The sequence below is a fragment of the Paenibacillus sp. Y916 genome, from assembly GCF_056786435.1.
Map to the genome: position 1 here is coordinate 108446 of NZ_JBXCJA010000007.1, position 13055 is coordinate 121500.

Genomic DNA, 13055 nt, shown 5'->3' on the forward strand with positions numbered 1-13055 from the left:
TCTGACTCCTTTTGGTTAGTAATGGATACGTTTGTCCAGAAACGCATAATTGAATATCGAGATGGTCAACAGAATTGCTAGGAGCACGACTGTCATGACAGAGGCTTTACCCATATCCCAGAAGCTGAAAGCCGTCTCATAAATATGGTACAACAGTAAATTACTTGAGTTGTCGGGGCCACCCTTGGTCATAATGTACAAATGATCAATCAATTTAAAAGAATTCGTCGTTGCAATGACCATAACGAACATCGTTGTCGGCATTAAGAGAGGAAATGTAATTTTGCGGAACGTCTGAAACGGTCTCGCACCTTCCATTTCCGCTGCTTCAAAAGCTTCCCTCGGTAAATTTTGTAATCCAGCCAAGTAAAAAATCATAAAAAATCCGGCTTCCTTCCAGATCACCATCAACATCATTGAAAACATAACCAAACTTGGATCGCCCAACCAATTGTGGGACGGAATGCCGAACAAGCCTAAAAATTTATCAAGCAATCCGTAATCCGGCGTATAAATAAACAGCCAAATATTGGCGATGGCAATCATCGGAATGATCGTGGGATAAAAAAACGCTGCTCGCACAATACTCGTTCCTCTGAGCTTGTTATTCACCCAAGCCGCCATGTACATCGCAAGGAAAATACTTATAGGTACCGTTACTACGGCAAGAAGCAGATTATTTCCAATGACCTTGAGAAAAACATCGTCTTGAAGCACCTGAGCATATTGGTCGAATCCCACAAACTGCTTATTGCTAAAATCAGAGCTTTGAAAGCTCCAGTAAATAGATTTTATTGTTGGGTAAAAGGTAAACATCGCTAGAAATACAAGGGAGGGTAGAAGCAAAGCAAAAGCGAAGCTATTTTCTCTCCAGTTGATTTTTCTTTTTGCATGAAGCACAGGTTGATTCAATTCAATTCCCTCTTTCCCCGCTTTCATAGTCACTTCTATTTCAGCAGCGAGAGCAAATTATAGATTGCTTGTGCTGCTTCCGCGCGTATCGTGCGGTCTTGAGGTACATACTTGTCGTGGTTACGTCCGCTTATCAATCCTTGCTTGTAACCTGCAAGTTAAAGGTTACAATGCTATTGTTAGACGTTGCCGTGATGACCACATCGCCTACCGCTTTTGTGGTGATTTTACCTTCAGCCGTTATGTCAGCCGTTACTGTATTGCTGCTCTCAAACGTATAGTCAGAAGTCGCATCCATCGATTCTGCTAATCCGAACAGTTGCTTTACGGAAGCCTGAACACTATCTCCCGTATGCATCACCGACGGAATCCCTTGAATGGAAAACGTACCATAGCTGTCCCACAACTCCATATCAATAACGAGCAATCTGTCCATAATATAAGTCGTGGTGTAACGATACTTATTAGCACCTGATTCCAGCAAAACGTAGAGCTGATTGCCGATAGATGCTATGTTTTCTGTCATAGGTACGACCGTTAACGTTGCATTACGCGGCTTAGCTGATTGTCCGTCCAAAAACCACAGCGGCACCGTTTCTTGACCTACTAGTCCAGTCCCATGCGGAGCTTCCGCGATCGGATTGTTAAACCTGTAGAGGATGCTGTCTTTATTGCGTCCATAGGAAGAGCTTAAGTAAATCGTGTCATCCTGAACTTCAACCCCTTGAATCTTCTCTGGGATCGATAACAAATAATCTGGAACGGCCTGGTGCTGTATATCCCCATCCCAGTTGGCAGATTTTATCGTGTCGGTCTGCTCATCGAGAACATATCCAGCAAGCCAAGCATAGGACTTATCGCCGTCGCGATTCGTCAGGTGATGGCTCGCATCGGTCGGGTAACTTGCACTTTCGTAAAATTCCCCGACCCAAATTACTCCGTCGCTGTATGTCGAGAAAGCGGAGTCCACTGCAACGCGAATGCGATTCGTGAACTGAATCTCACCTTGATCTCCCGCATTTACGAGCTCGCTCAGATTCATTTGATATAAATATCCTTCTGAGGAAATCCATACATGATTTTTACTAATGCTCACTCCGCCTGCATGACCTACGTAAGGAGTACCGTCCTCTTGATACAACGCGACGGACTTAATCAATTGACCTGTTCTGGCATCCGTCACTGAAAGTACGCCAGGTCTCTCATCTGTCGCGTAATAAACCGTCAGCAGCCAGTCCTGCGCTGGTGCGTATCCGAGACCTTGAGGTACCAATTCCTCCGCTAGTCCCGCAATTACTGGTCCGTCCTTGCTGATGTTCCATAATGATTGATACGCCACATCTCTCGGGTTGACCGCTCGTTCCTGCTGGGTCAACTTCTGGTGGACAGGTTTCGCCGACACGGAAGCTGATTTCGCCGATTCAAGGTCAGAAGTATTATACGCGCTCACCGCAAAGCGATACTCTGTATTTCCCACAAGTCCATACACGGTAAAAGAATTTTGTGACGCTGGTATGGATGCTTCAATAATCCCATCCTTGTACACTCGATACTCGAGCACATCCGCCTCGGCATTTGCCTTCCAGCTTAGTTGAACCAAGTCTTCTCCCGGCGCGGCCGTCACCTGCGTCGGAGCCTGCGGTGGCAGCGTGTTCTGAACCTTTTTCGCTGGAGCTTGTCCGTCAACCAACCAGCCTGGAGTCGGTTTTTGTTGTCTGCCTAGAGCACTCAACGCCGTTCCATCTGAAGACGGATAGCTGAACGTTACACTCTTGCCTAGTGAGGTGTCGATAGTGCCGTTATAAGCCACTTTGCTAAACTCGTTGCCATGCGCGTCCTGAAGCGTTACCGTTTGACTGCCCGTGTTGACAAGTCCACCAACATTCTCGATTACATGCACTTCATTGTTCGTTACATACTTGCTTTGGTAAGCGGACAAATAGTAATGATTGAAGCCCTCCAAGCTTAACGAAGCCACTTCCGCTCGCCTTGTCCATAACAACTCCGTCTCCCAAGGCTGTACGATTACCGATTGATTAAACGTATACGACCAGCTTCCAGATTTAACTGTATAGCCTAACAAGTCCACAGGTTTGTCTGAAGTATTGTACAGCTCGATATATTCGTATGCGTCGTAAGAAGCATAGTTATCCGTATCGGGAACCAGCTCCGTAATCATCATCCCATAAGTCGGTGTCGCTTCGAGAGTAGCAGACTCTTCGGATTCAATGCCTGCAATGTTAACCGCCTTCACTTCGAAGCTGTACTCTTGCCCTAGATTGAGCTGCGTAACAGTGAGGTTATTGGAGGGCGAGCTTACCGTGCGGTAAAGCACTCCATCCTTATAAATATTATGCCCGGTTACATTTGCATCTGCACTTGCGTTCCAGCTCAAATAAATAAAATTAGGTCCAGACTCTGCCTGAAATCCTTCAGGAGCATTGGGGGGCTGAAGATCTACAGCTCCCATTGGAGTAGCGACAACTGGCGCAGATGCTGGCGATTCTAGCCCGCTTTCATCCACTGCCGTCAGCCGATAGATATACGTCACTCCGTTAGCAAGCCCTGTTGCCGTATAGGAGTAAGTCGACCCCGTCACCGTAACTGGCTGGGAAGATCCCGATTGATATATATTGTATGAAGCCGACTCTGAATCATTGGACGACCATAACAATTGAATCGTTGTATCTCCTGCCACCGCAATAAGTCCCGTTGGTGCTTTCGGCCCCTCAAGCTGATCACCGGATAAACTCCCCGGAGTCGGGATTTCGTTACTCCGCAACCGCATCATTTCATTACCTGACGAAGGAAGCTGATAAATCACGCTTTTGTTCGTATCACCGTCAGTCGAATCCTGGTCATTGTACATTACTTGGCTAATTACAAGGCCATCCGCTCCAGCAATCGCCACTTTACGAAGAGCCGTATCGTGAAGACCTTGTGCAGACGTCGTCAAGTTAACTCTGTAGATTTGATCATCAGTAAGACCGGTACCATAGTTTTCATTAAGCTGATTCAATGTAACATTCGGAAAATTTAATTTAATGAGCCACAACACTAAGGTACTTCTCGCTTCAATCTTCTTTCCGATGATCTTCCATGTGTTCGCAGGCTTATTCATGTTCGTCGTGAAATATTGCAATTGATAATTGCTTAGATCAATGTCCATCGAGGTGTTATTATATAGCTCCACATATTCGTATGGCTGACCAGTCCCCCCCGATTTGGGCACAATCTCAGTAATCAGCAGACTCGGGATTGCCTCGGCTGCTTGGACTATCCCCTTTGACCACGGGTTAATCGTGGGAAGCAAGGTCAACACCAGCACCAATGTATATATCGTAAGCCTTTTAATGCTTCTCATACGCTAATCCTCCTCAACAATTGCTAATTTGAGTCCTTGCTAAAATATAAGGCTATCAAGCCATTTCCCTGTGATAGCCTTATACGGTAACTGTTATTTGTTCTGGTAGCTTTTCAAAATGTCATCCGCTTGCTTCTGTGATTTTTCCAGCGCTTCTTGCGGTGTCATTGTGCCAAGCAGAGCAGCCTGAATATTATCGTTAAATACCTTGGTCACTTGTCCGTTTTGATACGTCGACAGCTCGCTGTCCGCATGCTCAAGTTGATCTCTAGCTACAGCTGCTTGAGGGAATTCTTTTAGATAAGCAATGAGCTTGTTAGATTCGTAAGCCGCTTTCGTCGTACCCACATAACCAGTATCGATTGACCATTGCGCCACACGGTCTGGCTCCGTAAGGAATTCTATAAATTTAACGGCTGCTTGCTTGTTGTCCTCTGGAATATCCTTAAACATATACAGATTTCCCCCACCCGTCGGTGAACCATATTGCTTGTTAGCAGGCAGGAAGGCTACGCCAAAATCGAAGTTAGCATCCGTTTTCACTTTAGTAAGGTTGCCTGTCGTATGGAACATCATCGCGGTCTTGCCACTAATGAAATCGGATGGAACTGTTGCCCATTCTAATATACCTTCTGGCATCACTTTGTCCTTGCGACCCAAATCTGTGTAAAATTGCAGAGCTTCTAGCACGTCTGGGTTATTAAAGAACACCTGTTTACCATCATTTGAAACTAAGTTAGTACCTGTTTGAAGTGATAAAGCCTGAGTCATCCAATACTGATAGCCAGTGCTTGGAATTTCGAGTCCCCACTGGGACACTTGGCCAGAAGCATCCTTTACCGTCAGCTTAGAAGCATATTCCTTCAACTCATCCCAGTTGACAGGCGGTTTCTCAGCATCGAGTCCCGCATTGGCGAACATTTCCTTGTTGTAGTACATTACGATCGTGCTGCGCTGGAATGGAACGCTCCAATTCATGTCGCCCGATTTGGCATTACCCATGAAGGCTTCATAAAAGCCGTTAAAATACTCTTGTGAGAACCGTGAAGTCAAATCCTCGATTGCATCCATCGAAACCAGACTGTATAAGTCAGTCGAAAGCAGCACCGCAAGATCTGGCGAGTTGCCACCTTGAACGGCCGTTACAGTCTTAGTCATCGTATCCTGATAGCTACCACCGTAGACCGGCTTTACAGTAATGGTTGGGTTTTCTTGATGAAAGTCTTCGGCCATCTGATCAATCAGCTGAGTGATCGGACCACCTACTGCTACTGGAAAATACAACTGGAGCTCGACCTCCTTGTCACTGCTAGCAGTAGTTTCAGAGCTTGCAGCCGGAGTATTGTTGGTCTTCGAATTTGTCTGAACCTCCCCTTTTCCGCAAGCCGAGATCATTACAGCCATCATCATAATCGTAAGTAGAGAAACTAATCCTTTTTTCATTGTTTGTTTCCTCCTTGGTTCTTGTTTATTGAATATCCTTCAAATGCCACAGTCATGAATTACACCCGATGGGGGGCGGCCAGACAATTATTGTCCATACGGCCGGGTCTCTCCAATTATTTCGCCAAGCGAAGCCAACACGTAATCTGGCTGCACTCTTGTTAACATAATATCCTTGCGAGAATCCGCTCCCGTCAGCACCAATGCCGTGTACATGCCATTGTCATTTCCGAACCGGATATCCGTCTTGATACGGTCACCCACCATCAAGCATTGCGCGGACGGGACATTCAGCTTATCGAACACCTTTTGCGCAAAGTAAGTCGAGGGCTTGCCAAGTACATGATGGGTTTGCCGTACGCTTGCCGTTTCCAGCGCCTTAACAAGCGACCATGTATCTGGAATGGCCCCATCGTCAATTGGACAAAATGGATCTGGGTTTGCTGCGATGAGTTTAGCTCCATTACGGAGCGCATTCATACCAAGGGTCAATTTCTCATAAGTAAACTGCCTGTCCAGTCCAACGAGCACATGAGTTGCATTCCGCGCATCTTCAGTCGTCTCTACCCCATAGCGATCCAGCTCCTGCTTCATCGCTTGCTCTCCGATCATCAATACCTTGGCTTGCGGCTCATGCTCTTGAAAATACATACCGACCACGCACAATGCAGTTAATATTTCTTCCACATCACAAACGATTCCTAACTGCTCCAGTAGCTCCTGCACCGACTCTTTCGTACGAAGCGTCGTATTCGTGACGAACATGACAGACTTCTCTTGCTCGCGTAGCCGACTAAGCATGTCTAGTACTCCAGGCAATAGCTTGTTTCCCGAATAGATCGTGCCGTCTAAGTCGAACAAATACGCGTTATACTCATCTAATTGCTTGACGCGTTTCACCAAATGCTTCCTTGGTAACTCCTCTACCTCCCTTAGAGGCTCGAACCCCCTCATACCCTGTTTGCTAGTTTCCGTCACAGCTCAACCTCTTTTCTCAACGCAAATAACCCCTTGTTTGAAAAATGGAAGACAAGCAATGACAGACCATGAAACCATGACCAGCTTATTTTCACACTTAACTAACAAAGGGTTTTCTCCTGTTCTCAACCCGATGAAGCAATATGTATCTTCATATAATCTAACTATAAAGCAGATTTGTTAGTGTGATATAAAATCTATGTAGATGTTTTGTAAAATCTAATATTTATTAAGTTCAGTCTCCCTACCACATGGAAGGTTCGCCACTTGAAATATAATCCGCCCCACTGTTAAGAGCTTCTATAATCTCCTGCTCGTGGCGAATCAATCCACCGACAATTAGAGGCTGTTTGATCGTGCTTTTAAGCTCGCGAATCACTCTCGGCATCAATCCAGGCATTAGCTCTACTTCATCTGGTTGAGTGCTGTTGATCATGCGAATCGCCGTTTGCATGGCAGCTGTATCAATAATAAAAATGCGCTGAATACTTTTTAGTCCCGCTTGTTTAGCAGCCGCAACGACATTCGACTTCGTCGTCATAATACCATCTACTTTAAATTTCTTCGCCAAATACTCGACGGCATACGCATCTCTGCCGAGACCAGCCACCATCTCAAGATGAACGTATACCAGCTTACCAGTATGATGAATTTGTTCAATAATCGATTCTAGATTCCCGATATTTCCCGACATTAGATTGACCCTTGACACTTTGCTGTCGAGTAATTTCGGGATTTGCCCCTCTTTTGTGACCGAAGCTATGATCGGATAATGATTCATTACCTGACACCCCCAAACAAATTGTAGCTTAACTGTATCAACTGAATGTTTGGGGAGTGTTAATGCGTAGCTATTAAATCTTAATAATAATTCATTTCTTCCGCCCGCTGTTCAGTTAAGTCGTATTTTCCGTTGATACGTAGATAGGATAACTCCTGCTAGAATGAATAAAGACCCTAATATTTCTACACCAGTAATGGGTTTGTACAGTAATATTAATCCCATAATCATCGCCACAAAAGGCTCTAAATTAGATAATACAGATGCTTTGGAAGCATCAACATATCGAATATTGTTATTCCAAATAAGTGTGGCTATGCCATGTACAACAACGGCAGTGCCGATTAGAAGAGCCCAATCTGCTATATTCGAGCTCATTCGTAGAGGAGTATCTAGCGAAAAGGCAAACGGGATCGATACAATAAAGCCCACCAAATTCGAATATAAAGTAATCGTGAGCGGATCTATTCTTTGCGAGAGTACCCTGGTCATAATAATCATCATTGCAAATGTTATCATCGTGACAACAATCCATATTAGGCCCTTATCAATATGTAAAGAAGATGAACTGCCTTTTACAACGACAAAATAAATGCCTATGATCGCAAGAATGGATCCCAATAACATACGGATCGTTAATTTTTCCTTTAAAAAGAGCGCTGCTAACACGCCCGTTAAAATAGGAGTCATTGCTAAGATGATGGCAGATGTTGTTGGATCAGCTGTTTGTAAACCTTTAAAAAAGGACCATTGATTTATAAACACACCAATAACACCTAGAATTAAAATGGATAGTAAATCCGATTTATTCACTCGCTTGAAATGTTTCTTGTAAGACGTCAATCCAACTAGAAATAACACAATAAATAAAAGTCTCAGTGATGTTAACAGACTTGGGGAGAAGTCCTGAACTAATATCTTGCCAAATACAAAATTGCTACCCCATACGACTACACAAAAAGTGAGCCAACCATAAGCTTTTAACATATATAATCACCTTTCATTAATACCGACGGTACGGCTTGTCCATAAGCATCCATATTTCGTTCTGTAAGTACGGATAGCATGAATAAGTGCCAACAGCTTGAGCGTAGGCGGTGAGGCGATTTAGACTTTTACGCCAAAGTCGGCAAAAACTTCTTCTAATTAGATATATTGAAAAAATAAGAAAGACGCCGATCAGCGCCTTCACCATTCACTATTCACTATTCACTATTCACTATTAGGTACATTAAATACATCTAAATTCAACCCAATTCCTCTAAAGCTAACTTTAGTTGCATGGAGTACATCTAGATTACTGGAATCCTCACTTTTTTACCGTTATCGCCATTTTTAACTGTAGTTTTGACAACTAATTCACTCATTCCCTACTTTTCCTTCTAATATTTCAAAAAAAACGATAAGATAAATTCTTATCGATCTCTTGAACGGGTGCGACTAGACTGAACGGTCCCTCCCCAAAGGAACGACGAGTGGTGTAAGAGCGATCGGATCTTGTATTATCCTACATCTTAAGCCAAAGACCTCTTCTACTAGCTTCTCAGTGACGATCTCACGAGGATCACCTTGTGCAATAATTTGGCCTTCTTTCATGGCAATCATGTGAGTTGCATATCTCGCAGCATGATTTAAATCATGTAATACAGCCACTAGTGTATTCCCCTGCTGATTAAGGTCTGTAAATAATTCAAGCAACTCAATTTGATGGGCAATGTCAAGAAATGTCGTTGGCTCATCAAGAAGAAGCAGAGGAGTCTGCTGTGCAAGTACCATCGCAACCCATACCCGTTGTCTCTGTCCACCTGAAAGCTCGTCTACGAAACGATGTGAAAGCTCACGCGTATTCGTAAGCTGCATCGCAGACATTACCGCTTGTTCATCTTCATCAGTCCACTGCCTAATGAGATTTTGATACGGATAACGCCCATGTGCGATCAAATTAGCTACTGTAATACCATCTGGGGCCGTCGAAGATTGTGGTAGCAGACCAAGCTTCCGAGCGACCTCTTTTGACTTATATGTCGTGATTTTCTTCCCATCTAATAAAACCTGCCCTTCAGCTGGCTTAATCAGTTTAGAAAGTGTGCGCAAGAGGGTTGATTTACCGCATGCATTTGGCCCAACAATAACCGTAAATGATCCATGAGGAATCTCTACAGATAGGTTACGGGTTATTACCCGATCATCGTATTTGATTGTAATATTTTCCGTCCAAAGCCGAGAGCCTGATTGAGAAATCATCTGGCTTTGAACATCTGCGGTTGTTATCTTCATATTCAATTTCAGCTTCTTTCAATCAGTATATCGTAATCTATGGAACCACCGAGAATGGACTTATACACAATTCATCGACTTTTCGCTTCAATTAAGGCGCCGAACGTGCCTGGTGAAACAATAACCACACGAGATAGATCCCACCTAGCGATAGAGTGACTACGCCAACTGGTAGAATCATTCCAGGAATAATTCTTTGTGCAAGAACGTCTGCACCTAATAATAGAAAGGCACCCATTGCTGCTGCTGGTACAAGGCTCTCCGCTGATTTTGTAAACCGCTGAGCAATCTGTGGTGCAACAAGAGCAACAAAGGTAACGGGTCCAATGACTGCCGTTGGCGCAGCTGTTAATGCAACGGCTATAAGGATTAGCACAATTTGGGAACGTTCAATTCGGACACCGTGAGATTTAGCTGCATCCTCACCTAGCTCCATCTCCCGTAAAGGTCTGTTCATCATTCCAGCGCAAACAAGCAGAAGAAGAACAAGAATCATTGCGGGGATTGTTTGACTCCAGGTAATTCCATTTAAAGATCCTACACCCCAGGCTGCTGCGGTCAACGCTACTACTGCATCACTTCGCAGGAGCAGCATCGAGTTCACACTTCCTAACATAGCCGAAATAGCTATACCGACGATAATAAGACGAAAGCCCTGCGTTCCTTGGCGAAACGCAAGCATATATATGACGATCGCTGTTGTGAATCCTCCAACTAAAGCACCCGCTGCTATACCCATATATGAGGTCGAACTAGATAGAAGAATCACGATAAGTACGCCAGTGTAGGAGCCTGAAGTAAAACCTATAATGTCAGGGGAACCTAGAGGATTTCGTGTTAATGATTGGAAAATTGACCCACTTACAGCTAATCCCGCTCCAAAAATAATTGCTGCCAGTACACGGGGCAAACGCCATTCAACGACAACCGTTCTTGTCATCCCTGTCGCTTGACCAATCAAAGCGGAAAGAACATCCTGAATACTTATTGATAATGTCCCTACCATTAATGCAAACACTGCAATTGCAATAGTGGCTCCAAGGACAATTAACGTAACAATCATACTTTTCATATCGAAGCGTAATTTCAATAGCCCTTTCAGTTGCAAATAGCGCCGACCAAAATCAATGGGATCTATAGTAATCACTCCTTCATACATCATAATCCACTCGCTTTTCGTCTTCGGACAAGAATTAGTAGAATCGGTGCACCAACAAATCCCATAATGATTCCGACTGGAACTTCTGTAGGAGACATGACGACTCTTCCAATAATATCAGAAAGAATAAGCAGTAGAGGAGCCGCTACCATTGAATATAGAAAAATCCAGGGTTGGCTTGGCCCAACAAACCATCGCACACAATGGGGTACCATCAACCCTATAAAACCAATCGGTCCAGCTATCGCAGTCGCCCCTCCAGCTAACAGGGCAATGGCAATAAGACCAATTATACGAATCCATCCCACGTTTACACCTAGAGAAGATGCACGATCATCTCCAAATGCAATGGCATTTAAAGCTGGGGATATCGATAAAGCTAATAATGCACCAACAATGAGAAATAGTGAGACGGGCCAGAGATCGTCCATACTCCTTCTCGCTAATGTACCGACAGTCCAGTTCAACATACGTGAGAAAGCATCACTATTCATCAATGTCAATGCAGTTGTTATACCGCTCAATGCGGCTCCTAATGCGACCCCGGAAAGTGTAATTTGTACAGGTGTCGGTGTCTTCTTGCCAGCACCCCCACTAATGACATACACAGCAATGGTTGCTATGAATGCACCCACAAGAGCAAACCATATGTAGCCAGACATTGTTGTTACAGAAAATATACCAATACCCAGCGCAACAGCGAAAGCTGCCCCGGCATTCACTCCAAGAATACCAGGGTCAGCTAATGGATTTCGCGTCAAGGCCTGTATAAGTGCACCCGCAAGCCCAAATGCAGGTCCTACTACAAGTGCAGTAATGGTGCGGGGGATACGAGCCTGTTGAATAATCGTATGGTCATAGCTGTTAGTTGGAGAAAACAGTGCATCCCACACGACTTCAATGGGTAGGGATTTAGCCCCTACCATTAAGCTTAAGAACATTGTAGCCATCAAAAGCAAGAGTACTACGATAAGCCCTGAAATACGTTGCAGCCGCAAGGTAGTCATTGTCTTTATTTTCTTCTCAACTACTTGCGTTGTCCCGTCCTCTAGATGCTCTACCGTTGTCACTTAGTTCACTCCCCGCCTTCTAACACTTCTTTAAACTGTGATGATAAATTTTCGATTGTCCACAACAAAGCGGGAATCGTACCCATAGAGAATGCATTTGATGTGTCGGCATCAAGAATAATAGATCTTCCATCAGCAACGGAAGGGACTTTCTGATACAATGCATTACTTGTAATTTCATTTGGATCGATCCAAATTGGTAAGATAACGGTCAGATCAGCATCTAGAAGCTCTAGCTGTTCATCCGAAACTTTAATATAAAAATTTGAATTCTCTATCGCTTCAATTTCAGCCTTAGTCTTAAATCCAAGTCGAGTAGCAAAATCGATACGAGCATCGCCTTCTACATATGCACCAAAGCCAGAGGCGTCATAGGCACCTACAACAATCGTTTTACTAGCAAATTCCGGATTTTCTTCGGCAGTCTTTTTGAATGCGGCATCCACCTCTTTAAGCAGTGCCTCACCTTCATCTACTTTACCAAGCGCTTTTGCGATCATCCGAACTTGATCATCGGAGGAAGTCAAATAGTTATCGCCACCATTTGGAACTCCAATCGTCGTTGTAATTTCTGAGAGACGTTTATACCGCGTCTCATCCCCTGAAGATTTTATATCAAAAATAATATCTGGGTTAAGTGCTGCAATTTGCTCATAATCTAGTTCCATCGTTCCAATAATAGTTGGTGATGTTGTATATGTTCCTTCTAACCACGGTCCTACACCATCACCACCAAAAGCAAGCCAATCGCTCGCGCCAATAGGTTCGAATCCAAGACTTAGTACAGTTTCGGCATCTCCCCAACCAAGAGCGACAATTCGCTTAGGCTGCTCTTTAATCTCTACTTGCCCAAATTTTGTATCAATGATAACAGTGGAATCACTGGAGATGATCTCTTTGTCAGACTCTTTACTTGTCTCCGACGAACAACCAATTAATCCTATCACTACTATTATAGCCATTACAATCCCAAACAATTTGGGTAATTTGATACTTCTATTCATTTCCATCTCCCTCTCTACGTGATAATGATTATCACTATCATTAATTATACTGAATTATGCCGTATTG

10 protein-coding genes are annotated in these 13055 nt (G+C 44.0%); all 10 read right to left on the minus strand.

Going from position 1 to position 13055, the window contains the following annotated elements:
• Nucleotides 1–15 precede the first annotated feature (15 nt).
• On the minus strand, nt 16–939 hold the full coding sequence (locus AC1TO9_RS15895) for a carbohydrate ABC transporter permease (RefSeq protein ID WP_482056468.1): 924 nt from the start codon (nt 937–939) through the stop codon (nt 16–18).
• A 106-nt stretch (nt 940–1045) separates the two neighbouring features.
• Nucleotides 1046–4276 carry a lamin tail domain-containing protein gene (locus AC1TO9_RS15900; protein WP_482059815.1) on the minus strand — a complete coding sequence of 1077 codons (3231 nt, stop codon included), beginning with the start codon at nt 4274–4276 and terminating at the stop codon, nt 1046–1048.
• Nucleotides 4277–4369: 93 nt separating this feature from the next.
• Entirely contained in the window at nt 4370–5719 is a 1350-nt protein-coding gene (locus AC1TO9_RS15905; protein ID WP_482059816.1) for an ABC transporter substrate-binding protein, read from the minus strand.
• Nucleotides 5720–5806: 87 nt separating this feature from the next.
• Nucleotides 5807–6619 carry an HAD-IIA family hydrolase gene (locus tag AC1TO9_RS15910; RefSeq protein WP_482056373.1) on the minus strand — a complete coding sequence of 271 codons (813 nt, stop codon included), beginning with the start codon at nt 6617–6619 and terminating at the stop codon, nt 5807–5809.
• 322 nt (nt 6620–6941) lie between these two features.
• On the minus strand, nt 6942–7478 hold the full coding sequence (locus AC1TO9_RS15915) for a glycerol-3-phosphate responsive antiterminator (protein ID WP_482056372.1): 537 nt from the start codon (nt 7476–7478) through the stop codon (nt 6942–6944).
• A 111-nt stretch (nt 7479–7589) separates the two neighbouring features.
• Nucleotides 7590–8465 carry a DMT family transporter gene (locus AC1TO9_RS15920; RefSeq protein WP_482056371.1) on the minus strand — a complete coding sequence of 292 codons (876 nt, stop codon included), beginning with the start codon at nt 8463–8465 and terminating at the stop codon, nt 7590–7592.
• Between the two features lie 453 nt (nt 8466–8918).
• Entirely contained in the window at nt 8919–9755 is an 837-nt protein-coding gene (locus tag AC1TO9_RS15925) for an ABC transporter ATP-binding protein (protein ID WP_482056370.1), read from the minus strand.
• Between the two features lie 91 nt (nt 9756–9846).
• Complete coding sequence (locus AC1TO9_RS15930) at nt 9847–10902, minus strand: FecCD family ABC transporter permease (protein WP_482059817.1); 1056 nt, start codon at nt 10900–10902, stop codon at nt 9847–9849.
• An 11-nt stretch (nt 10903–10913) separates the two neighbouring features.
• A complete protein-coding gene (locus AC1TO9_RS15935; RefSeq protein WP_482056368.1) occupies nt 10914–11984 on the minus strand; it encodes a FecCD family ABC transporter permease in 1071 nt (356 codons plus the stop codon).
• 5 nt (nt 11985–11989) lie between these two features.
• On the minus strand, nt 11990–12988 hold the full coding sequence (locus tag AC1TO9_RS15940) for an iron-siderophore ABC transporter substrate-binding protein (RefSeq protein ID WP_482056367.1): 999 nt from the start codon (nt 12986–12988) through the stop codon (nt 11990–11992).
• Between the last annotated feature and the right edge of the window lie 67 nt (nt 12989–13055).

What these genes read in the sequence shown, in the direction of transcription:
- AC1TO9_RS15920 (WP_482056371.1), bottom strand. Translation starts at nt 8,465, where the DNA reads ATGTTAAAAGCTTATGGTTGGCTCACTTTTTGTGTAGTCGTATGGGGT.
- AC1TO9_RS15940 (WP_482056367.1), bottom strand. Translation starts at nt 12,988, where the DNA reads ATGAATAGAAGTATCAAATTACCCAAATTGTTTGGGATTGTAATGGCT.
- AC1TO9_RS15905 (WP_482059816.1), bottom strand. Translation starts at nt 5,719, where the DNA reads ATGAAAAAAGGATTAGTTTCTCTACTTACGATTATGATGATGGCTGTA.
- AC1TO9_RS15925 (WP_482056370.1), bottom strand. Translation starts at nt 9,755, where the DNA reads ATGAAGATAACAACCGCAGATGTTCAAAGCCAGATGATTTCTCAATCA.
- AC1TO9_RS15895 (WP_482056468.1), bottom strand. Translation starts at nt 939, where the DNA reads ATGAAAGCGGGGAAAGAGGGAATTGAATTGAATCAACCTGTGCTTCAT.
- AC1TO9_RS15915 (WP_482056372.1), bottom strand. Translation starts at nt 7,478, where the DNA reads ATGAATCATTATCCGATCATAGCTTCGGTCACAAAAGAGGGGCAAATC.
- AC1TO9_RS15900 (WP_482059815.1), bottom strand. Translation starts at nt 4,276, where the DNA reads ATGAGAAGCATTAAAAGGCTTACGATATATACATTGGTGCTGGTGTTG.